We start from the raw sequence: 21,709 nt of genomic DNA, 5'->3' as shown, positions 1-21,709 counted from the left end.
CATGCTCAAACACAAGAAAATTGAATCTGTTATCGACGAAATGGCACGTCAATTGGGCCATGAACTTAACGGGCAGGATAAGCTGGTGATCCGTACTAAAACAGCTATGGTTTTGGCAGCTAAACAGCGGCACCGCCAGCGGATGGAAGCGCCCCCCTATCAGTGGCGAAAGCCAGATAAATTAAGGCGTTGAAAGAGGTTCATCTCCCATAAAGCACCAGTATTGTTCTGGTGCTTTTTTGTTTGTTCAGACAAAACTGTATAAACATCTGTATAAACATTAATAAAAAAGGCGCTATCCCATGCCGAGTAGCGCCTTTTTATTCAATAACATAGCTGAAATGTATCAGTTCATGCCGTGTTTTTTCAGTTTCTTACGCAGGGTACCACGGTTGATGCCCATCATCAGGGCAGCGCGGGTTTGATTACCACGGGTGTATTGCATCACCATGTCCAACAGTGGCTGTTCAACTTCAGCCAGTACCAGCTCATACAGGTCATTAACATCCTGACCGTTCAGTTGAGCAAAATAGTTCTTCAGTGCCTGTTTAACCGAGTCACGCAGGGGCTTTTGAGTCACCTGATCCTGAGAGTTAACGGTAGAAACGGTCAGTACGTCAGAATTTACGCGTTGTTCGAACATAGTTCTGTCAGCTCTTTATTTCATTACGCAAGATTTTCGAAGTATGCCTCCAACGCCTCCAGCTGTTCGCTGGCATCCTCAATGGCGTTGAATGTGCGCCGAAACTGGTCATTTGGAGCGTGCTCCTGGAGATACCAGGAGACGTGTTTACGCGCAATTCGGTACCCTTTTGCCTGGCCGTAGTGGTCATGCAATTCCCGAACATGCGAACAAAGCAAGCGCTTGACCTCTGCCAGAGGCAGCGGGGCAAGCAGCTCCCCAGTGTCCAGATAATGCTGGATTTCCCGAAAGATCCAGGGTCTTCCCTGAGCGGCACGTCCTATCATCAGAGCATCAGCTCCCGTATAGTCGAGCACAGCTCTGGCTTTAAGCGGGTCAGTAATGTCGCCATTCGCGATAATCGGAATGGAAACTTTCTGCTTAACTGCCCGAATGCTGTCGTATTCAGCTTCACCGTTGAACAAACAGGCGCGAGTGCGTCCATGAATGGTCAGGGCCTGAATGCCACAGTCTTCGGCCAGTTGGGCAATCTCTACGCAGTTACGGTGTTCCGGCGACCAACCCGTGCGAATCTTCAACGTAACAGGAACGTCCACTGCGCTGACAACCGCCGTCAGGATTGACTTCACCTGGTCGGGGTATTGCAGAAGGGCTGAACCTGCAAGCTTGCGATTCACCTTTTTGGCCGGGCAACCCATATTGATATCAATAATCTGGGCGCCACTTTCCACGTTAATACGCGCGGCATCTGCCATCTCTTCAGGCACGCTTCCGGCAATTTGCACGGTGCGGATACCTGGTTCATCCACGTGCACCATCCGAAGGCGGGACTTATCGCTTTCCCAAACCTGCGGGTTAGACGACATCATCTCGGAAACGGTTAATCCTGCTCCCATCTCGTAGCACAGCGTCCTGAACGGCCGGTCGGTAATACCTGCCATTGGGGCTGCGATCAGGCGATTTCTGAGCTGGTGGTGTCCGATGCGCATGAGTTAAGAAATGACCATACTGTGACTGCAAGGCGGCGTATATTACGCATTTTTTGCACGAGATGAAAGGCCAAACTTTGAACAATCCTCTGTTGTAGATCAAGGAATCGCCAGTCATTCTTTTTGGATAAGATTATTCGCTATTTAAATCATTGTGTTATGAATAAATGAACATTTTGTGGGCGCTTACAATTTCCCGTAACTTCTCATCATTTCTGAATAAATGAATCAATTGTCCGGGATAATCTGCTGCTATAAGCAGCAGATTATGGCGCTTCTTTGCGATCTGCGTCGCATTTCAGCACAGGATATCAGCGTAAAAAAATCGACTTATTCAACAACCAGACGGCCATGAAGCGGTTGAACCGGGCGGCTGTTTTCATGGTGCATGGTGTTAGTGAATTTTTGCAGCTGTTCAGCAGAGACGGTCTGCGGGTGCTTGAGCACCAGCCATGTCACCCCTTCTGAACACGGTGGCGTGGTCAGAGAGCCGCTAAAACGCCAGTAGGTTTTATCCGTGGGCAGTAATTTATTCATATCGAGGGTTGGCTTAATCGTTACGTTCTGGTCAACCTGTCCAGGCATCACGCCCCAGAGTTTATCCAGTTCAGTGTTTGCCGCGCCCTGATCGAACATAACGGCAACGACCGTCAGTTCGCCGTCAGCGTTTTTATGGACCAGATGCATTTCCATTGCGTATTTTTTACCGTGCACCGTGTTTTCGGATGGCGCATGGAAATGGAACTGCTGTAACGTCCAGCGCTGTTTATCAAGCGTGATGCTGTCGCGTGTATCGGCATTTTCACTTGCCTGGATAGTATGGCCGTTGTTTGTCAGAATGACCGGGCCGTCGATATAGTGCGTTTCCAGCGGAGAGATGTGGGCTTTGACCGTGTTATCTATGTTGACCGGCGACTGATACATTCCGCTTTTACACGTCTTGTACGCCTCGTCCAGTTCGCCCCAATGTTCCGGTGCGCCTTCTCCCTGATAACTCCAGTGTGATGCGTAAGCCGTAGCCGAAATCATGCTCAGCGCCAGCAGCGCTGCCTTGCCTGAAATGTGTTTCATCATATTCTTCCTGTGAATTTTATTATCCAAATCAATGAGTAACATTATGATTTGTGCGGTTATTTTATCGAAGAAAGGAAGAAGGCGGGAGAAAAAACCGAAGGGAAAAGGCGTGGTCAGACGACCACGCCAAACGCTTATTTTTTACGGCCGGTGATGCGACACCACTCTTCTTTCTCGACCACCGGGTCGAGCGCGAAGAGATCGGCGTAGGCTTCACAGACGCTGTCTGCCTGGCTGGCAAGGATACCGGACAGGCCCAGCAGACCGCCTTCAACCGGCAGCACGCTGATTAACGGCGCCAGCTCGCGTAACGGGCCAGCCAGGATATTCGCGACCACAACATCGGCTTTCATCGCCTCTGGCTGTGCATCGGGCAAATACAGTTCAAGGCGATCGGAAACGCCATTACGCTCGGCGTTATCACGGCTGGCCTGAATCGCCTGCGGATCGATGTCGATCCCGATGGCTTTGGCGGCGCCCAGTTTCAGCGCCGCGATAGCAAGGATCCCGGATCCGCAGCCGAAGTCGATCACGGTTTTGCCTTCCAGATCTAGGCCATCCAGCCATTGCAGGCACAGGGAGGTTGTCGGGTGGGTGCCGGTGCCGAACGCCAGACCCGGATCCAGCATCACGTTGACGGCGTTTTTATCGGGAACTTCACGCCAGCTTGGGCAGATCCACAGACGCTGACCAAACTGCATCGGATGGAAGTTGTCCATCCACTCGCGTTCCCAGTCTTTGTCTTCCAGCTGTTCAATTTTATGCGCGAAACCCACGCCCAGCAGCGGATGGTTTTCCAGAATCGCCACGACCTCTTTCATGTCGGTTTCTGCATCGAACAGGCCGATAACGTCCGTATCACCCCACAGGCGCGTTTCGCCTGGCAGCGGCTCAAAGACCGGCGTGTCATGCGTGTCCTGGAAGGTGATAGAGACCGAACCGGCCTCCATCAGCGCATCACTCAGTTCTTCGGCGTTCGCGCCGGTTGTGTTCAGTTTTAATTGGATCCACGGCATGGCAAAACTCTTTATTTATCAGTAGAAATCAGGGCAGTTTGTGGCACCGGTCGACCAAAACGGTTTCCCACCACAAACGCCAGTAAACTTATCAGTAACGAAGGCACGATCGGATGGAAGCCCAGATACTGAATTTTAAACGTGGCGAGAACAGCATACAGGACGCCCCCGACAATCATGCCGCTTAATGCACCCGCGGCATTCGCGCGTTCCCAGTAGAGCCCCAGCACCAGCGGCCACAGGAAAACGGCCTCCAGCCCACCAAAGGCGAGCAGGTTCAACCAGATGATCATCTCCGGTGGACGCCACGCGGCCAGCAGCAGCAACGCCCCCAGCACCAGGGTAATCACCGCCGACATGCGCTTGAGGCGTCGCTCATTTTCGACCTGTTCAGGACGCAAATTCAGATAGAGATCTTTAATGATCGTAGCGGAACTTTGCAGCAACTGAGCGTTGATGGTCGACATAATGGCCGCCATGGGTGCGGCGAGGAAAATCCCGGCGGCAAACGGCGGAAGCACTTTCACCATCAGGGTTGGAATGACCAGATCCGGTACGGTAAGGTCAGGGATCACCGCGCGTCCCAGCGCACCCGCCAGGTGCATACCGAACATCAGGATCGCCACCACAATTGTCCCGATAATGATCCCGCGGTGCACCGCTTTGCTGTCTTTATATGAGATGCAGCGCACGGCGGTATGCGGCAGGCCAATCACGCCAAAGCACACCAGTACCCAGAACGAGGTCATAAAGGTTGGAGAGAGGATGTCATCCGCCCCCTGCGGTGAGACCAGTTTCGGATCGATCGCTTCCAGGGTTTCAACCGCATGGCTCAGGCCCCCTGCGGCATGCACGATACCCACCAGCAGAACGAGGGTGCCAATGAGCATCACCATCCCCTGCATCGTGTCGTTGAGTACGCTGGCGCGGAACCCGCCAAATGCGGTATACAGCGCGATACTCACACCGAAAATGACCAGGCCCGTCTCATAGGGGATCCCGGCTGCCGTCTCCAGCAGTCGCGCCCCGCCGATAAACTGCACCGTCATTGCGCCAATAAACGCCACCAGCAGACTCAGGCTTGCCAGCCATACCAGCAAGCGACTCTGATAGCGGGCAAACAGCATATCGTTCAGCGTTACGGCATTGTAGCGACGGGCCAGAATGGCAAACTTTTTACCCAGTATGCCCAGAGAGAGCCAGATGGCAGGCAGCTGGATCATGGCCAGCAGTACCCAGCCCAGCCCGTACTTATAAGCGGCGCCGGGGCCACCGATAAACGAGCTGGCGCTGATGTACGTGGCGGTCAGCGTCATGGCCAGCACGACGCCACCCATAGAGCGGCTCCCGAGGAAATACTCGTTCAGAAAGGTGCCGGTCGAACGTTTACGCATCGCATAAACCGACAGGCCAAACACCAGGAACAGGTAAGCGATAAGGGGCAGAATGACTTCAAGCTGCATCATCGTCCTCCAGTGAAATATCGCGATAGATGAATTTCACCATCGCCCAGCACAGCAGGATAAACACCAGCGGCAGCAGCAGGCAGGCCATTTCAAACCAGTGCGGGAGGCCGGTAATGCCAATCGCCGAATCAGGTAAGTAAGCAGTTACTAACCACGCGGCGAGATAGAGAAGGGTCAGCCACAGCGCCCAGCGCGCTTCTTTATGGGCCTGAACAAAACGTTTGTCCATTTTTTGTCCCTTGTGGATGAAGAAAGCGGGGATTGTACATGATGGGGCTTAGCGATCCCCAGAAATAAAAAAGGCCGGATAATCCGGCCTTTTAGCAACACTGGTCTTTTACTTCTCGTTCAGACCGAGTTTTTTCTCCAGGTAGTGGATGTTAGTCCCACCATTCTGGAAGTGCTCGTCGCTCATAATGCGCATCTGGAGATCAACGTTGGTTTTGATCCCGTCGATGATCAGCTCCTGAAGGGCGTTCTTCATGCGGGCAATGGCCACGTCACGGTTTTCGCCGTAGCAGATCAGCTTACCGATCATTGAGTCATAATACGGCGGTACGGTGTAACCGGCGTAGATATGGGACTCCCAGCGCACACCAAAGCCACCCGGCGCGTGGAAACGCGTGATTTTACCCGGGCTTGGCAGGAAGGTATTCGGGTCTTCGGCGTTGATACGGCACTCTACCGCATGGCCTTTAACCACAACTTCTTCCTGTTTGATGGACAGCGGCTGACCGGCTGCGATACGCAGCTGTTCTTTGATCAGGTCAACGCCGGTGATCATTTCGGTAACCGGGTGTTCAACCTGAATACGGGTGTTCATCTCAATGAAGTAGAACTCGCCGTTTTCGAACAGGAACTCAAAGGTACCCGCCCCGCGATAGCCGATATCGACACACGCTTTGGCGCAACGCTCACCGATGTAGCGACGCAGTTCAGGCGTAATGCCCGGCGCTGGCGCTTCTTCGACCACTTTCTGGTGACGACGCTGCATGGAGCAGTCACGTTCTGCCAGATAGATCGCGTTGCCCTGACCGTCAGCCAGCACCTGAATTTCGATGTGGCGTGGGTTTTCCAGGTATTTTTCCATGTACACCATGTCATTACTGAAAGCCGCTTTCGCTTCCGCTTTGGTCATGGAGATGGACTGCGCCAGTTCAGCATCGCTGCGTACAACGCGCATACCGCGACCGCCGCCGCCGCCGGACGCTTTGATGATCACCGGATAGCCAATGCGTTTAGCATGGGCGCGGTTAGCATCCATATCGTCGGTCAGCGGGCCGTCAGAGCCCGGTACGGTTGGCACGCCGGCTTTTTTCATCGCGGTGATGGCAGACACTTTGTCACCCATCAGGCGAATGGTGTCGGCTTTCGGGCCAATGAAGATAAAGCCAGAGCGTTCAACCTGCTCAGCAAAGTTGGCGTTCTCAGAGAGGAAACCATAACCCGGGTGAATCGCGACCGCGCCAGTGATTTCGGCGGCGCTGATGATCGCCGGGATGTTCAGATAGCTTTTTACGGACGGAGCCGGACCGATACAGACCGTCTCATCCGCCAGCAATACGTGTTTTAAATCGCGATCCGCGCTTGAGTGCACGGCCACGGTCTTGATGCCCAGTTCTTTACAGGCACGAAGAATACGCAGTGCAATCTCGCCACGGTTGGCGATAACAATTTTATCCAGCATGTTCGCCTCGTTACTCGATGACGACCAGCGGCTCGTCAAATTCTACCGGCTGACCACTTTCGACCAGGATCGCTTTCACAGTACCTGATTTGTCTGCTTCGATCTGGTTCATCATTTTCATGGCTTCAACGATGCACAGGGTATCGCCTACGTTGACTTTCTGACCCACTTCGATGAACGCCTTCGCGTCCGGGCTCGGGGTGCGGTAGAAAGTACCAACCATTGGGGAACGTACGATGTGACCACTGATTTCTGTTGCAGCCGCAGGTGCCGCTTCTGCTGCCACTGGTGCAACGGCTGCGGAGAGCGCAGGCTGCTGCACTGGCGCAGCGTAAGCTTGCTGCATTACCGGGAAGCTAGCGGCCGGGGCTGCACGGCTGATGCGTACAGACTCTTCGCCTTCAGAAATTTCCAGTTCGGAGATGCCTGATTCTTCAACCAGCTCGATCAGTTTTTTAATCTTACGAATATCCATGAGTGGGTTCCGTACTCTTGTTTAGTGTGATTGTGACAAGCGTTTTACCGCTGTCTGTAAAGCGTATGAATAGCCGTCTGCACCCAGCCCACAAATCACGCCAGCGGCGATATCTGACAGGTAGGAATGGTGGCGGAACGGCTCTCGGGCGTGCACGTTACTCAGGTGGATCTCGATAAACGGGATACTCACCGCGAGCAGTGCGTCGCGTATAGCAACACTGGTGTGCGTAAACGCGGCCGGATTGATCAGGATATAGTCCACAGTGTCTTTAGCCTGATGAATACGGTCGATGATTGCGTACTCCGCGTTTGACTGAAAATGGTCCAAATCCACATTCAGCGAGGCTGCTTCCGTACTCAGACGGTTAACAATTTCGCTCAATGTCAGCGTGCCGTACTTCTCTGGCTCACGGGTGCCGAGCATGTTCAGGTTCGGACCGTTCAATACTAAAATTTGGAATTTGTCAGCCATTGTGCCGCTATCTCCTGCGATTTTCGGGTAAAAAACAACATATACCCTCAAAGCGCAATTGTCACCCTTTCAGAGGCCTAAAACCCCTGTCCGGAAAACCGAAGTCGCACATTATAACGATTTCGTAGCATTTGGCAGCTAAATACTGGTCTTATCAGGGAAGATTATCAACCGCTATCCGAAAAAGATTCGCGGTTGATAAATAATCTGCGGGAAAACGCACAGTTTCGTGAACTATCGCAACCACTGGCGGAACTTCTTGTAACGCCACGCTAAAAGGGCCAGGGCCAGCAGGGCGTAGATGACCGGCTGAGGGGATAAAATCTTCACCGACCACAGGTAATGAATCGGGGCGAGGATCGCGACAAGATAGACGAAGTTGTGCAGCAGTTGCCAGCGTCGACCCAGTTTTCGCTGCGCATACTGCGTGGATGTCAGCGTCAGCGCCAGTAAAACCAGCCAGCTTACGATACCCAGCGTCAGATAGGGACGCGTCACAAGTTCGCTGCCAAGGAGTGCCAGGTTGTTAATGCCCAGTTCCAGCAGGGCGTAGCTGGTGAGATGCAGCGTCGCCCAGGCAAAACACCATAGCCCTAAAAGCCGACGGGTGCGTATCAATAATGGCTGTTTAGCGTAGCGCGCCAGCGGTGAGACGAGCAAGGTCGCCAGCAAAAATTTCAGAGCCATCCGACCCGTAAAATGCTGAATATCTTTCGCCGGATCGGCACTAAACTGTCCCTGGCTGGCTGCCCAGAAGAGCCAGATAAAGGGGAGCAATCCTGCTAAATGCAGGAGTACCTTCAGCCAGGTTATCTGCTTTGCCGTTAAACGCACTTAGAAGTTCTCCCGTAAATTCAGCCCACGGTAGAGGGATGCCACCTCATCCGCATAGCCGTTAAACAGCAGCGTTGGCTGGCGTTTAACATCCAGCGCGCCGCCGGAGCCGATAAAACGTTCCGTTGCCTGCGACCAGCGCGGATGGTCAACGTGCGGGTTAACGTTGGCAAAAAAACCATACTCGTCAGGCGCAGCCAGGTTCCAGGTGGTGGGGGGGCGTTCACGGGTGAGCTTAATGCTGACGATCGATTTGATGCCCTTGAAACCGTATTTCCACGGTACGGTCAGGCGAATGGGCGCCCCGTTTTGCGGCGGTAGCGCTTTGCCATAAACCCCGACGGTGAGCAGCGTAAGCGGATGCATGGCTTCGTCGAGACGTAAACCTTCAACGTAGGGATACTCCAGCCCGCCGCCGATAAACCGATCCTTCTGGCCTGGCATCTCGTCCGGGGCGTAGCGCGTCTGGAAGGAAACATACTTCGCGTTGCTGGTGGGCTCAACCAGCGCCAGCAGTTTATGCAAAGGGAAACCTACCCACGGCACCACCATCGACCAGGCTTCCACACAGCGCATACGGTAAATGCGCTCTTCAAGTGGGAAGCGGGTGGTGAGGTCATGATGATCCAGCGTCAGCGGTTTTGCCACCTCGCCATCTATCTTCAGCGTCCAGGGATCGGTTTTCATGCTCCCGGCGTTGGCGGCAGGATCGGCCTTATCGAGACCAAACTCATAGAAGTTGTTATAGCCGGTGACTTTATCTTCCGGCGTCAGCGCCAGTTTATTCTGCCACTGCGCCGGTTTGGTGAAGTTAAGCGGTGCGCCGGAGGGGGCTTTCGGGCGATCGTTGCCCTTAAACCAGTCGAGCAGATCGGCATGGGCCGCAGGGGTGAGCGTCAGGGCGGTGGCGCTGATGCCAAGCATTTTCAGGATCTGGCGGCGCTGTAGCATAAAGACAGATTCAGACGTTACGTCGGCTTCCGTCAGTTTTCGGGTTTTCATGGCATCCTCCGTCAGGCGTTTTTCTAAGCATGACGGAGGAGGAGGGTTAGCGCGAATATGTCACGAAAATTTGAAGATTAGGCGATTTTAACCAGCGCACGACCGTGGAACTGATTGTCCATGATTTTATTGGCGAACTCTGGCGCCTGGCTCAGGGTAATCTCAGTGGCGCTCTGGTCAAAGAATGAGGCTGGCAGATCCTGCACCAGACGTTCCCAGGCCTCAGCTCGCCGCTCGGCTGGGGTCATGACCGAATCGACACCCTGAAGACGCACGTTACGCAGAATAAATGGCATCACCGTCGTCGGCAGGGCAAAACCACCCGCCAGTCCACAGGCCGCCACGCAGCCGTCGTAATTCATTTGCGCCAGCACCTTCGCCAGCACTTTGTCGCCGACGGTATCTACTGCGCCAGCCCAGACCTGTTTTTCCAGCGGGCGGGTCTCGGCGAATTCGTCGCGGCTCAGAATGCGGCTTGCGCCCAATTGACGTAGATAATCATGCGTACTTTCGCGGCCTGAGACGGCAGCGACCTGATACCCCAACTTGTGCAGCAGCGTGACGGCCGTGCTGCCCACGCCGCCGCTGGCGCCGGTGACGACAATTTCGCCAGAGTCAGGGCGGATCCCGGCCTCTTCCAGCGCCATCACGCACAGCATGGCGGTGAAACCTGCCGTGCCGATGATCATCGCCTTACGACCGTCCAGGCCTTTCGGCATCGGGACCAGCCAGTCACCTTTTACGCGCGCCTGCGCTGCCAGTCCGCCCCAGTGGTTTTCACCTACGCCCCAGCCGGTGAGCAGCACCTGCTGTCCGGCGTGAAAACGTGGATCTTCACTGGTATGTACGCGGCCTGCAAAGTCGATTCCTGGCACCATCGGGAAATTTCGGATGATTTTACCTTTTCCCGTAATGGCCAGCGCATCCTTATAGTTCAGGCTGGACCAGTCGATATCTACGGTCACGTCGCCCTCCGGCAGGCGGCTCTCCTCGATGGCTTGCACTGAGGCAACGGTTTTGCCGTCCTTCTGTTCTAAGATCAAAGCCTGCATACTGGGTCCTCACTAGGTTTGATGATGGGAAAATATGTTCTGATGACTATACTCGCTCAATGAAACGCAGTGCCGATTTAACGCAATAAATTGCCAGATACGCCAGGTTTGGTAGTATGCCGCATTTGAAATGCAAGTTAGTGCTCACTTGCACCCCCCTTCAACCCACGGAGTAATCTCAAGGATGCGATTAACGACGAAGTTCTCAGCTTTTATCACCTTGCTGACGGGGCTGACCATATTTGTCACGCTAATCGGCTGCTCGCTGAGCTTTTACAATGCCATCCAGGATAAGCTGGTTAACCGGGTTGAATCGGTTGCATCGGTTATCGACACTCGCCTGATTGCAACCTCCTTCCCGGCGCTTTCGCGTGAGCTGGATGAGTTAATGGTGCCTGTGGATATCGTGCAGATCGACATTAAACAGGGGAAGCAGACCGTTTTCAGCCATACCCGCCAGGGCAGCTATCGTCCTGCCGGCACGGTAGATCAGTATCGGGACGTCACGGTTAATTCACTTAAACATCCGGGTATGACAATTCATCTGATGTACCAGGATCCGATGAGCAACTATTTACGCTCGCTTATGACCACCGCGCCCTTAACCATCGCCGTTGCCTTTATCGTACTGCTGATTTTCCTCGCCGTTCGCTGGCAGCGTCGTCAACTTTCCGGCCAGGAACTGCTGGAAACACGCTCCGTGCGGATACTGAATGGCGAACGGGGTCCACAGGTGCGGGGATCGGCTTATGAATGGCCATCACGCACCAGTAGCGCCCTGGACGTGCTGCTCTCCGAAATCCAGTTTGCCAGCGATCAGCGTAGCCGTATGGACACGTTGATTCGCTCTTACGCCGCGCAGGATAACAAAACGGGCCTCAACAACCGTCTCTTCTTTGATAATCAGCTGGCTACCCTTCTTGATGACCCCGAAAAGGTGGGTACGCATGGCGTGGTAATGATGATTCGCCTGCCCGACTTCGATCTGCTCCGTGATACCTGGGGTCAGCGCGTGGCGGAAGAGAACCTCTTTACGCTGATTAACCTGCTGTCCACCTTTATTATGCGCTACCCCGGCGCGTTACTGGCACGCTACCACCGCAGCGACTTTGCCGTCTTGCTGCCGCATCGCACCTTAAAGGAGTCCGAGAGTATCGCCAGCCAGCTGCTGAAAGCCGTCGATGCGCTGCCCCAGAGCAAAATGCTCGACAGAGACGATATGGTGCATATGGGCATCTGTGCCTGGCGCGGCGGTCAGTCGACGGAGCAGGTGATGGAACATGCGGAAGCGGCCACGCGTAACGCCGTATTGCAGGGGGCGAACGGCTGGGCAGTCTATGATGATACGCTGCCGGAGAAAGGGCGCGGCAACGTGCGCTGGCGAACCCTGATTGAACAGATGCTTAGCCGGGGCGGACCGCGCATCTATCAAAAACCGGCGGTCATGAAGAATGGTCATGTTCATCATCGTGAGCTGATGTGCCGTATTTTTGATGGCACAGAAGAGGTTATCTCCGCGGAATATCTGCCCATGGTGTTGCAATTCGGATTGTCCGAAGAGTATGACCGTCAGCAAATCACCCGTCTCATTCCGTTTTTATCGTACTGGCCTGAAGAAAATCTGGCTTTACAGGTGACCGTCGAATCGCTGATCCGTCCGCGTTTCCAGCGCTGGTTACGTGACACGTTAATGCAATGCGAAAAATCGCAACGCAAACGCATTATTTTTGAACTTGCAGAGGCAGATGTAGGTCAACACATCAGCCGGTTGCGCCCGGTAGTGCGTTTAATCAATGCGCTTGGGGCTCGCGTGGCGGTAACCCAGGCGGGTTTGACGCTGGTGAGCACCCGCTGGATCAAAGAGCTGGATGTTGAATTATTGAAGCTGCATCCGGGTCTGGTAAGGAATATTGAAAAACGCACGGAAAACCAGCTGCTGGTACAAAGCCTGGTGGAAGCGTGCAAAGGAACGCAAACGCAAGTATTTGCCACAGGCGTACGTTCACGCAGTGAATGGCAGATGTTGACAGAGCGCGGCGTGACGGGCGGTCAGGGGGATTTTTTTGCCGCCTCTCAGCCGCTTGACACCAATGTGAAAAAATATTTGCAAAGATACTCTGTTTGACCTGCCGTTTACTTTGTTTTCACGTAGAATATCGCGCCTGTAGCTTTGAGTAAGACGAGCATAAAAGCCAGTGAACGACCTTTAGTGGGTTACAAGTGAAAGTGAGGGACGCTGCTGTTTACTCAGCCCTGAGGGATTCAGGGGATGAATTTGTAACAAAGGAAACGTGCTGCACTAATTTTCACCGTAGCAGACGATTTTTGCGCCTTGTCGCTGCTGCGTGTGGTTGGTAAAGTAAGCGGATTTTGTTTTCCGCCCCAGCTTTCAGGATTATCCCTTAGTATGTTGAAAAAATTTCGTGGCATGTTTTCCAATGACCTGTCCATTGACCTGGGTACCGCGAATACCCTTATTTATGTAAAAGGACAAGGCATCGTATTGAATGAGCCTTCCGTTGTGGCCATTCGTCAGGATCGTGCCGGCTCGCCAAAAAGCGTGGCCGCAGTAGGTCATGATGCGAAGCAGATGCTGGGCCGTACGCCGGGCAACATCGCCGCGATCCGCCCTATGAAAGACGGCGTTATTGCTGACTTCTTCGTGACCGAAAAAATGCTTCAGCACTTCATCAAGCAGGTTCACAGCAACAGCTTCATGCGCCCAAGCCCGCGCGTGCTGGTGTGTGTGCCGGTTGGCGCAACCCAGGTTGAACGCCGTGCGATCCGTGAATCCGCTCAGGGTGCCGGTGCGCGTGAAGTGTTCCTGATTGAAGAACCGATGGCTGCGGCAATTGGTGCGGGTCTGCCGGTTTCTGAGGCTACCGGTTCTATGGTGGTGGATATCGGTGGCGGTACCACTGAAGTGGCCGTTATCTCCCTGAACGGTGTGGTGTACTCCTCTTCCGTGCGTATCGGCGGCGACCGTTTCGACGAAGCCATCATCAATTACGTTCGCCGTAACTACGGCTCTCTGATCGGTGAAGCAACCGCAGAGCGCATCAAGCATGAAATCGGTTCTGCCTATCCGGGTGATGAAGTACGCGAGATCGAAGTTCGCGGTCGTAACCTGGCTGAAGGCGTGCCACGCGGATTCACCCTGAACTCCAACGAAATCCTGGAAGCGTTGCAGGAGCCGCTGACCGGCATCGTGAGCGCGGTGATGGTTGCGCTGGAACAGTGCCCGCCAGAGCTGGCTTCCGATATCTCCGAGCGCGGTATGGTTCTGACCGGTGGTGGTGCGCTGCTGCGTAACCTCGACCGCCTGTTAATGGAAGAGACAGGTATTCCTGTCGTAGTTGCAGAAGATCCACTGACTTGCGTCGCCCGTGGTGGTGGCAAGGCGCTGGAAATGATCGACATGCACGGCGGCGACTTGTTTAGCGAAGAGTAGTCGGGTGTGAGAGGGTAGCAATTCGCTACCCTTTCTCTCTGACGCGAGAATACGCATAGCCTATGAAGCCAATTTTTAGCCGTGGCCCGTTGCTACAGTTTCGCCTGATCCTGGCGGTTCTGGTTGCGCTCGGGGTCATTATTGCCGATAGCCGCCTCGGTACGTTCAGTCAGATCCGAACGTACATGGATACCGCCGTCAGTCCTTTCTACTTTATTTCAAATGGTCCCCGTGAACTGCTCGACTCCGTGTCGCAAACGCTCTCATCGCGTGACCAGCTCGAACTCGAAAACCGTGCGTTACGCCAGGAACTGCTGCTGAAAAATAGCGAGCTGCTGATGCTGGGGCAATATAAGCAGGAAAACGCCCGTCTGCGCGAACTGCTCGGCTCGCCGCTGCGCCAGGATGAACAGAAAATGGTCACCCAGGTAATCTCCACCGTAAACGATCCGTACAGTGATCAGGTGGTGATTGATAAAGGCAGCGTGAACGGCGTATACGAAGGTCAGCCTGTCATCAGCGATAAGGGCGTCGTGGGCCAGGTTGTGGCGGTTGCCAAACTGACCAGCCGCGTGTTGCTGATTTGCGATGCCACCCATGCACTGCCGATTCAGGTGCTGCGTAACGATATTCGCGTGATTGCCGCCGGTAATGGCTGCACGGACGATCTGCAACTGGAACACCTGCCTGCCAACACGGATATCCGCGTGGGCGACGTGCTGGTGACGTCCGGTCTGGGCGGTCGTTTCCCTGAGGGCTACCCGGTTGCGGTTGTCTCTTCCGTGAAGCTCGACACTCAGCGTGCCTACACCGTGATTCAGGCGCGTCCAACGGCCGGCTTGCAGCGTTTGCGCTACCTGTTGCTGCTGTGGGGCGCCGATCGTAACGGCGCTAACCCGATGACCCCGGAAGATGTGCATCGCGTGGCCAACGAACGCCTGATGCAGATGATGCCGCAGGTGTTGCCTGCGCCGGATGCGATGGGACCACCTGCACCCGTACCGGCTCCGGCGACGGGGTTAACGCAGCCGCTGCCGGATGCGCCCCCACCGCCGCAAGTCTCGGGTGGAGGGCAGTAGTGGCCAGTTATCGTAGCCAGGGGCGCTGGGTAATCTGGCTCTCATTCCTCGTTGCACTGTTGCTGCAAATTATGCCCTGGCCGGACGACATTCTTGTTTTCCGGCCAAACTGGGTATTGCTCATTTTGCTCTACTGGATCCTTGCCCTGCCGCACCGAGTAAATGTCGGCACAGGTTTTGTGATGGGTGCCATACTGGATCTTATCAGTGGCTCTACGCTTGGCGTCCGCGCCTTATCCATGAGCATTATTGCGTATCTCGTCGCACTCAAATTCCAGCTCTTTCGTAACCTTGCGCTCTGGCAACAGGCGCTGGTAGTGATGTTGTTGTCGCTCGCTGCGGATATCGTTGTTTTCTGGGCAGAGTTTTTAGTGATCAACGTCTCTTTCCGACCGGAAGTGTTCTGGAGTAGTGTAGTAAACGGTGTGCTCTGGCCGTGGCTGTTCCTGCTGATGCGTAAAATTCGCCAGCAGTTTGCCGTGCAATAAAAGGTTTCTATGACGTCTTTGTATCTTGCCTCCGGTTCTCCGCGTCGCCAGGAACTGCTCGCGCAGTTGGGTGTCTCCTTCGAACGCATCGTTACCGGTATCGAAGAAAAACGTGCTGAGGGTGAAAGCGCTCAGCAGTATGTCTCTCGTCTGGCGCGTGAAAAAGCGCAGGCGGGCGTGGCATGCGTGCCGCGTGACTTACCGGTGCTGGGTGCGGATACCATCGTCATTCTCAATGGTGAGGTGCTTGAGAAACCCCGCGACGCAGACCATGCGGCGCGGATGCTGCGTAGCATGTCCGGACAAACCCATCAGGTGATGACGGCGGTAGCGCTGGCAGACAGCCAGTACGTTCTGGATTGCCTTGTGGTAACGGAAGTGACGTTCAGAGTCCTCACCGACGAGGAGATCGCCGGCTATATCGCCAGCGGTGAACCTATGGATAAAGCAGGTGCATACGGTATTCAAGGGTTGGGTGGCTGTTTTGTCAGGAAGATAAATGGCAGCTATCACGCCGTAGTCGGCTTACCGCTGGTGGAAACGTATGAGTTGCTGAGCAATTTTAACTCACTGCGTGAGGGAAGGGATAATTATGACGGCTGAATTGTTGGTAAACGTAACGCCATCGGAAACCCGTGTGGCCTACATTGATGGTGGCATTCTTCAGGAAATTCATATTGAGCGTGAAGCGCGACGCGGAATCGTAGGCAATATCTACAAAGGTCGTGTCAGTCGTGTCCTGCCGGGTATGCAGGCGGCTTTTGTAGATATTGGGCTCGATAAGGCGGCGTTTTTACATGCCTCCGATATCATGCCGCACACCGAATGCGTGGCAGGCGAAGAGCAAAAGCAGTTTGCCGTGCGCGACATTTCTGAGCTGGTGCGTCAGGGCCAGGATCTGATGGTGCAGGTGGTAAAAGATCCGCTGGGCACCAAAGGCGCGCGTCTGACCACCGACATCACCCTGCCTTCACGCTATCTGGTCTTTATGCCGGGGGCGTCGCACGTCGGCGTGTCACAGCGTATTGAGAGCGAAAGCGAGCGTGAGCGCCTGAAAAAGGTGGTCAGCGCCTACTGCGACGAGCAGGGCGGGTTTATTATCCGTACCGCGGCGGAAGGGATCAGCGAAGAAGATCTGGCCTCGGATGCGGCCTATCTGAAGCGCGTCTGGACCAAAGTGATGGAGCGTAAAAAACGCAACCAGACCCGCTACAGGCTGTACGGTGAGCTGGCGCTCGCTCAGCGCGTATTACGCGATTTCGCCGACGCCCAGCTTGACCGCATCCGCGTGGACTCCCGTCTGACGTACGAAGCCTTACTGGAGTTCACCGCCGAATACATCCCGGAAATGCCGGGTCTGCTGGAGCATTACACCGGACGCCAGCCAATATTTGACCTCTATGACGTTGAAAACGAAATCCAGCGTGCGCTGGAGCGTAAGGTTGAGCTGAAATCGGGTGGCTATCTGATCATCGATCAAACCGAAGCGATGACCACCGTCGACATCAACACCGGCGCGTTTGTCGGCCATCGCAACCTCGATGACACCATCTTCAACACCAACATAGAAGCGACGCAGGCCATCGCGCGTCAGCTTCGTCTGCGTAATCTGGGCGGCATTATCATCATCGACTTTATCGATATGAACAATGAAGATCACCGCCGTCGCGTGCTGCACTCACTGGAGCAGGCGCTGAGTAAGGACCGCGTGAAAACCAGCATCAATGGCTTCTCGCAGCTCGGTCTGGTGGAAATGACCCGGAAACGGACCCGCGAAAGCGTGGAACATGTCCTGTGTAATGAGTGTCCAACCTGCCATGGACGCGGAACGGTAAAGACGGTGGAGACGGTCTGCTACGAGATCATGCGTGAGATTGTCCGTGTCCATCATGCCTACGACTCAGACCGTTTTCTGGTCTATGCTTCCCCTGCGGTGGCGGAGGCCCTGAAAGGGGAAGAGTCGCACGCGCTGGCAGAAGTGGAAATCTTTGTCGGCAAACAGGTAAAAGTACAAATTGAGCCGCTCTATAACCAGGAGCAGTTTGACGTCGTCATGATGTAAACGCAGTTCGCTGCGAGATTTAAGGCTGACAAGGAGAGACGCGTGAGGCGATTGCCGGGGATTTTACTGCTTACAGGGGCAACGCTGGTCGTGATTGTCGCGTTGCTCGTGAGCGGGCTGCGTCTCGCCTTGCCGCATCTGGACAGCTGGCGTCCGCAGATCCTGGCAAAAATCGAATCCGCCACCGGCCTGCCGGTGGACGTGAGTCATATCGAGGCAAGCTGGCAGAACTTTGGCCCGACGCTTGATGCGCGGGATATCAGCGCCAGCCTGAAAGATGGCGGCCACCTCAAAATCAAACGCGTCACCCTGGCGCTGGATGTCTGGCAAAGCCTGCTGCATTTGCGCTGGCAGTTTCGCGATCTCACCTTCTGGCAACTTCAGCTGATGACTAACACGCCGCTGCAAAGCGGCGACAGCGATCGGGGGCTGGAAACCAGCCGTATCAGCGATCTGTTCCTGCGGCAGTTCGATCATTTCGATCTACGCGACAGCGAAGTGAGCTTTATAACTCTTTCCGGCCAGCGCGCTGAGCTGGCGATCCCACAGCTGACCTGGTTAAACGGGAAAGATCGCCACCGCGCCGAGGGGCAGGTGAATCTCTCCAGCCTGAACGGGCAGCACGGCGTTATGCAGGTGCGGATGGATCTGCGTGACGATAATGGCCTGCTGAACAACGGCAGGGTGTGGCTACAGGCGGACGACGTGGACGTGAAGCCGTGGCTCGGTGAGTGGCTACAGCAAAACATGCAGCTGGAGACCGCGCGCTTCAGCCTGGAGGGCTGGATGACCCTGACGAACGGGACGTTCGCCAGCGGCGATATCTGGCTTAAGCAGGGGGGCGCGAGCTGGAAGGGGGAAAACCATCAGCATCAACTTTCCGTCGATAACCTCACCGCACACGTGACGCAGGATAAAGGCGGCTGGCAGTTCGCTATACCGGATACGCGCATCTCCATGGATAACAAACCCTGGCCGCGCGGCGCGCTGACGCTGGCGTGGATGCCGGAGCAGGACGTCGGCGGGATAAACGGTAAACGCAGCGACGAGCTGCGTATCCGCGCCAGTAACCTGGATCTGACGGCGATCGAAGGGCTGCGTTCAATGGCCGCAAAACTCTCCCCGGAGCTGGGCGAAATCTGGCTGGCGACGCAGCCGAGCGGGCAAATAAACCGGCTGGCGCTGGATGTTCCGCTCCAGGCTACGGAAAAGACGCGTTTTCAGGCGGTATGGAAAAATCTCGCATGGAAACAGTGGAAACTGCTGCCGGGTGCCGAGCACTTCAGCGGTAAACTGGAAGGAAGCGTGGAAAACGGCAGGCTGACGGCAGAAATGCAGGACGCGAAAATGCCGTACGAAACGGTCTTCCGTGCGCCACTGGAGATCGAAAAGGGAAATGCCATCCTCAACTGGCTGAAGAATGACAAAGGTTTTCAGCTCGATGGCCGCGATATCGATGTGAAAGCCAAAGCGGTACATGCCCGCGGTAATTTCCGTTATCTACAGCCTGAAGGCGATGAGCCGTGGTTGGGTATTCTGGCGGGCATCAGCACGGATGACGGTTCGCAGGCGTGGCGCTACTTCCCGGAAAACCTGATGGGGAAAGCGCTGGTGGACTATCTCAGCGGCGCTATTCAGGGCGGCCAGGCGGATAACGCCACGCTGGTCTACGGCGGCAACCCGCACCTGTTCCCGTATAAGCACAACGAAGGCCAGTTCCAGGTTCTGGTGCCTCTACGCAACGCCACCTATGCCTTCCAGCCGGACTGGCCGGCGCTGAAGAATCTGGATATTGAACTCAACTTCCTGAATGACGGCCTGTGGATGAAGACGGACAGCGTTGCGCTGGGCGGCGTAACGGCAAGCAACCTGACGGCAAACATCCCGGATTACTCCAAAGAGAAACTGCTGATTGATGCGGATATTAAGGGGCCAGGTAAAGCGGTTGGCCCGTACTTTGAAGATACGCCGCTGAAAGACTCCCTGGCAGCCACCCTTCAGCAGTTGCAGTTAGATGGCGATGTGAATGCTCGCTTACATCTGGATATCCCGCTGGACGGTGAAATGACCACCGCCAAAGGCGACGTTAGCCTTAATAACAACAGCCTCTATATCAAGCCGCTGGACAGCACGCTGAAAAACCTCAGCGGTCAGTTCAGCTTTGTTAACGGCACGCTGAAAAGTGAGCCGCTGAAAGCGACCTGGTTCAATCAACCCGTCAATATCGATTTCTCCACCACCGAGGGCGATAAAGCCTACCAGGTGGCGGTCAATATGGACGCGAACTGGCAGCCGTCACGCATGGATGTTCTGCCGAAGCCGATTGAGAATGCGGTGGACGGCGCGGTGTCATGGAATGGCAAGGTCGCCATCGACCTGCCTTATCATGCCGGTGCGCGCTATAACGTCGACATTACGGGCGATCTGAAAAACCTCAGCAGCCAACTTCCCGCGCCGCTGAATAAGAAAAGCGGTGAAGCATTGCCCGTCAATGTTAAGGTTGCGGGCAACCTTAACAGCTTCGATTTAACCGGAAACGCTGGTGGAACAAACCACTTCAACAGCCGCTGGCTGCTTAACCGCAAGCTGACGCTGGACAGAGCGATCTGGACGACGGACAGCCGTACCACGCCGCCGCTGCCGGAGCAGGCGGGCGTTGAACTGAATCTCCCGCCGATGGATGGCGCAGAGTGGCTGGCACTGTTCCAGAAAGGTGTCGGGCAAAACGTCGACCAAACGGCGCAGTTCCCGCAGTCCATTACCTTGCGCACGCCTGCGCTGACGCTGGGCGGGCAGCAGTGGAACAACCTGAGTATTGTCTCCCGGCCGACGGTAAACGGCTCAAAGGTCGAGGCGCAGGGGCGTGAGATCAACGGTTCGTTGACCATGCGCGATCACGCGCCATGGCAGGCGGCTATCCGTTACCTCTATTACAATCCGACCTTTACGGCGTCTAAAGCAGAGTCGACAAGCGCTTCTCCTGTCAGTGGCAGTGGGAGGTCGCGCGTGGATTTCAGCGGCTGGCCCGATCTCCAGTTGCGCTGTGCGGAGTGCTGGCTGTGGGGGCAAAAATATGGCCGTATCGACGGTGATTTTGCTATTCAGGGCAATACGCTGAGCCTCTCTGGTGGGCTGGTGGATACCGGCTTTGGCCGCATGACTGCCGCTGGCGAATGGGTGAACAAACCGGGTGAACAGCGCACCTCGCTGAAAGGCGATATTAAAGGCAACAAGCTGGACGCCGCAGCTAACTTCTTCGGCATTAGCACGCCGCTTCGCGGATCGTCCTTCGATGTGAATTACGATCTGCACTGGCGCGCAGCGCCATGGACACCCGATGAAGCTTCGCTTAACGGCATCCTGAAAACCCACTTCGGTAAGGGGGAGATTGCCGATGTGAGCACGGGGCGCGCCGGGCAGATCCTGCGTCTGCTGAGTTTTGACGCGCTGCTGCGCAAGCTGCGCTTCGACTTTAGCGACACCTTCAGCGAAGGTTTCTACTACGATTCCATTCGCAGCACGGCGTGGATCAAAGACGGCGTTCTGCACACCGACGACACGCTGGTGGACGGCCTGGAAGCGGATATCGCGATGAAAGGGTCAGTGGATCTCGTGCGCCGCGAGCTGGATATGGAAGCCGTAGTGGCGCCGGAGATTTCCGCAAGCGTGGGCGTTGCGGCAGCCTTTGTGGTCAATCCGATCGTCGGGGCGGCGGTGTTTGCGGCCAGTAAAGTGCTGGGACCGCTCTGGAGCAAAGTCTCGATTCTGCGCTATCGCATTACCGGGCCGGTTGATAAACCACAGATTAATGAGGTGCTGCGCCAGCCGCGCAAAGAAGCACAGCAATGATTTGACGTGGGCAGGTAATTGCCTCACTCTCAATAAATACGATCTTTATACCGCCACTGGCGGCAACG

The 21,709-nt window shown here is 55.2% G+C and carries 20 protein-coding genes; 8 read left to right on the top strand and 12 right to left on the bottom strand.

Translation table 11 applies throughout. The features are described 5' to 3' along the window. Window position 1: 1 nt before the first annotated feature. Entirely contained in the window at window positions 2-193 is a 192-nt protein-coding gene (locus AC4OVU_RS19720; RefSeq protein WP_001549737.1) for a hypothetical protein, read from the top strand. A gap of 153 nt (window positions 194-346) precedes the next feature. On the opposite strand, the gene fis is transcribed toward AC4OVU_RS19720, so the two are convergent. The 12 genes from fis to acuI form a co-directional block, all read right to left on the bottom strand. Beyond that, window positions 347-643 carry a DNA-binding transcriptional regulator Fis gene (fis, locus tag AC4OVU_RS19715; protein ID WP_491928770.1) on the bottom strand — a complete coding sequence of 99 codons (297 nt, stop codon included), beginning with the start codon at window positions 641-643 and terminating at the stop codon, window positions 347-349. Between the two features lie 23 nt (window positions 644-666). Beyond that, window positions 667-1,632, bottom strand: coding sequence for a tRNA dihydrouridine synthase DusB (gene dusB / locus AC4OVU_RS19710; RefSeq protein ID WP_006812176.1), 966 nt, complete (start codon window positions 1,630-1,632; stop codon window positions 667-669). Window positions 1,633-1,962: 330 nt separating this feature from the next. Beyond that, entirely contained in the window at window positions 1,963-2,703 is a 741-nt protein-coding gene (locus AC4OVU_RS19705; RefSeq protein ID WP_110292545.1) for a carbonic anhydrase, read from the bottom strand. A 137-nt stretch (window positions 2,704-2,840) separates the two neighbouring features. Then, window positions 2,841-3,722: a 50S ribosomal protein L11 methyltransferase gene (gene prmA, locus AC4OVU_RS19700; protein WP_015572021.1), complete on the bottom strand. Its 882-nt coding sequence runs from the start codon at window positions 3,720-3,722 to the stop codon at window positions 2,841-2,843. Window positions 3,723-3,733: 11 nt separating this feature from the next. After that, window positions 3,734-5,185, bottom strand: coding sequence for a sodium/pantothenate symporter (panF, locus tag AC4OVU_RS19695; protein WP_040118164.1), 1,452 nt, complete (start codon window positions 5,183-5,185; stop codon window positions 3,734-3,736). Continuing rightward, window positions 5,175-5,417 (bottom strand): YhdT family protein, encoded by a 243-nt coding sequence (locus AC4OVU_RS19690; protein WP_003860385.1) that lies wholly within the window; start codon window positions 5,415-5,417, stop codon window positions 5,175-5,177. Before AC4OVU_RS19690 ends, panF begins: the two co-directional genes overlap by 11 nt. 108 nt (window positions 5,418-5,525) lie before the next feature. Next, a complete protein-coding gene (gene accC / locus AC4OVU_RS19685) occupies window positions 5,526-6,875 on the bottom strand; it encodes an acetyl-CoA carboxylase biotin carboxylase subunit (protein ID WP_003860388.1) in 1,350 nt (449 codons plus the stop codon). A gap of 10 nt (window positions 6,876-6,885) precedes the next feature. Beyond that, window positions 6,886-7,350, bottom strand: a complete 465-nt coding sequence (gene accB, locus AC4OVU_RS19680; protein WP_015572018.1) for an acetyl-CoA carboxylase biotin carboxyl carrier protein — start codon at window positions 7,348-7,350, stop codon at window positions 6,886-6,888. 21 nt (window positions 7,351-7,371) lie between these two features. Next, on the bottom strand, window positions 7,372-7,824 hold the full coding sequence (gene aroQ / locus AC4OVU_RS19675) for a type II 3-dehydroquinate dehydratase (protein WP_003860391.1): 453 nt from the start codon (window positions 7,822-7,824) through the stop codon (window positions 7,372-7,374). Window positions 7,825-8,058: 234 nt separating this feature from the next. Continuing rightward, the gene (msrQ, locus tag AC4OVU_RS19670) at window positions 8,059-8,658 is read right to left on the bottom strand and encodes a protein-methionine-sulfoxide reductase heme-binding subunit MsrQ (protein WP_003860393.1); all 600 of its coding nucleotides are present in this window, start codon (window positions 8,656-8,658) and stop codon (window positions 8,059-8,061) included. Continuing rightward, on the bottom strand, window positions 8,659-9,660 hold the full coding sequence (gene msrP / locus AC4OVU_RS19665) for a protein-methionine-sulfoxide reductase catalytic subunit MsrP (protein ID WP_015572016.1): 1,002 nt from the start codon (window positions 9,658-9,660) through the stop codon (window positions 8,659-8,661). 77 nt (window positions 9,661-9,737) lie between these two features. Beyond that, entirely contained in the window at window positions 9,738-10,712 is a 975-nt protein-coding gene (acuI, locus tag AC4OVU_RS19660; RefSeq protein ID WP_491928769.1) for an acrylyl-CoA reductase (NADPH), read from the bottom strand. 184 nt (window positions 10,713-10,896) lie between these two features. Between acuI and csrD the strand changes: the two genes are divergently transcribed. The 7 genes from csrD to yhdP all read left to right on the top strand — a co-directional run bounded on the left by csrD (window position 10,897) and on the right by yhdP (window position 21,641). Then, window positions 10,897-12,837, top strand: a complete 1,941-nt coding sequence (csrD, locus tag AC4OVU_RS19655) for an RNase E specificity factor CsrD (RefSeq protein ID WP_110292546.1) — start codon at window positions 10,897-10,899, stop codon at window positions 12,835-12,837. A 282-nt stretch (window positions 12,838-13,119) separates the two neighbouring features. Continuing rightward, window positions 13,120-14,163, top strand: coding sequence for a rod shape-determining protein MreB (mreB, locus tag AC4OVU_RS19650; RefSeq protein WP_000913396.1), 1,044 nt, complete (start codon window positions 13,120-13,122; stop codon window positions 14,161-14,163). Between the two features lie 62 nt (window positions 14,164-14,225). Then, entirely contained in the window at window positions 14,226-15,242 is a 1,017-nt protein-coding gene (mreC, locus tag AC4OVU_RS19645) for a rod shape-determining protein MreC (protein ID WP_491928768.1), read from the top strand. Continuing rightward, a complete protein-coding gene (gene mreD / locus AC4OVU_RS19640) occupies window positions 15,242-15,730 on the top strand; it encodes a rod shape-determining protein MreD (RefSeq protein ID WP_003860402.1) in 489 nt (162 codons plus the stop codon). Before mreC ends, mreD begins: the two co-directional genes overlap by 1 nt. 9 nt (window positions 15,731-15,739) lie before the next feature. After that, on the top strand, window positions 15,740-16,333 hold the full coding sequence (locus AC4OVU_RS19635; RefSeq protein WP_040118162.1) for a Maf family protein: 594 nt from the start codon (window positions 15,740-15,742) through the stop codon (window positions 16,331-16,333). Continuing rightward, window positions 16,323-17,792 (top strand): ribonuclease G, encoded by a 1,470-nt coding sequence (gene rng / locus AC4OVU_RS19630; RefSeq protein WP_003860405.1) that lies wholly within the window; start codon window positions 16,323-16,325, stop codon window positions 17,790-17,792. The genes AC4OVU_RS19635 and rng overlap by 11 nt, the downstream gene beginning before the upstream one ends. Window positions 17,793-17,834: 42 nt before the next feature. Further along, complete coding sequence (gene yhdP / locus AC4OVU_RS19625) at window positions 17,835-21,641, top strand: AsmA2 domain-containing protein YhdP (protein WP_110292547.1); 3,807 nt, start codon at window positions 17,835-17,837, stop codon at window positions 21,639-21,641. Window positions 21,642-21,709: the final 68 nt, after the last annotated feature.

The sequence above is a fragment of the Enterobacter sp. 6722112 genome, from assembly GCF_058661685.1.
This window is presented reverse-complemented; position numbering and strand designations above follow the sequence as displayed.

Bases quoted from the DNA above. Each gene is read 5' to 3' on its own strand.
- prmA (WP_015572021.1), bottom strand. From the start codon at position 3,722: ATGCCGTGGATCCAATTAAAACTGAACACAACCGGCGCGAACGCCGAA.
- aroQ (WP_003860391.1), bottom strand. From the start codon at position 7,824: ATGGCTGACAAATTCCAAATTTTAGTATTGAACGGTCCGAACCTGAAC.
- AC4OVU_RS19690 (WP_003860385.1), bottom strand. From the start codon at position 5,417: ATGGACAAACGTTTTGTTCAGGCCCATAAAGAAGCGCGCTGGGCGCTG.
- csrD (WP_110292546.1), top strand. From the start codon at position 10,897: ATGCGATTAACGACGAAGTTCTCAGCTTTTATCACCTTGCTGACGGGG.
- dusB (WP_006812176.1), bottom strand. From the start codon at position 1,632: ATGCGCATCGGACACCACCAGCTCAGAAATCGCCTGATCGCAGCCCCA.
- rng (WP_003860405.1), top strand. From the start codon at position 16,323: ATGACGGCTGAATTGTTGGTAAACGTAACGCCATCGGAAACCCGTGTG.
- panF (WP_040118164.1), bottom strand. From the start codon at position 5,185: ATGCAGCTTGAAGTCATTCTGCCCCTTATCGCTTACCTGTTCCTGGTG.
- mreC (WP_491928768.1), top strand. From the start codon at position 14,226: ATGAAGCCAATTTTTAGCCGTGGCCCGTTGCTACAGTTTCGCCTGATC.
- accB (WP_015572018.1), bottom strand. From the start codon at position 7,350: ATGGATATTCGTAAGATTAAAAAACTGATCGAGCTGGTTGAAGAATCA.
- AC4OVU_RS19635 (WP_040118162.1), top strand. From the start codon at position 15,740: ATGACGTCTTTGTATCTTGCCTCCGGTTCTCCGCGTCGCCAGGAACTG.
- acuI (WP_491928769.1), bottom strand. From the start codon at position 10,712: ATGCAGGCTTTGATCTTAGAACAGAAGGACGGCAAAACCGTTGCCTCA.
- AC4OVU_RS19720 (WP_001549737.1), top strand. From the start codon at position 2: ATGCTCAAACACAAGAAAATTGAATCTGTTATCGACGAAATGGCACGT.
- AC4OVU_RS19705 (WP_110292545.1), bottom strand. From the start codon at position 2,703: ATGAAACACATTTCAGGCAAGGCAGCGCTGCTGGCGCTGAGCATGATT.
- accC (WP_003860388.1), bottom strand. From the start codon at position 6,875: ATGCTGGATAAAATTGTTATCGCCAACCGTGGCGAGATTGCACTGCGT.
- msrP (WP_015572016.1), bottom strand. From the start codon at position 9,660: ATGAAAACCCGAAAACTGACGGAAGCCGACGTAACGTCTGAATCTGTC.
- mreB (WP_000913396.1), top strand. From the start codon at position 13,120: ATGTTGAAAAAATTTCGTGGCATGTTTTCCAATGACCTGTCCATTGAC.
- fis (WP_491928770.1), bottom strand. From the start codon at position 643: ATGTTCGAACAACGCGTAAATTCTGACGTACTGACCGTTTCTACCGTT.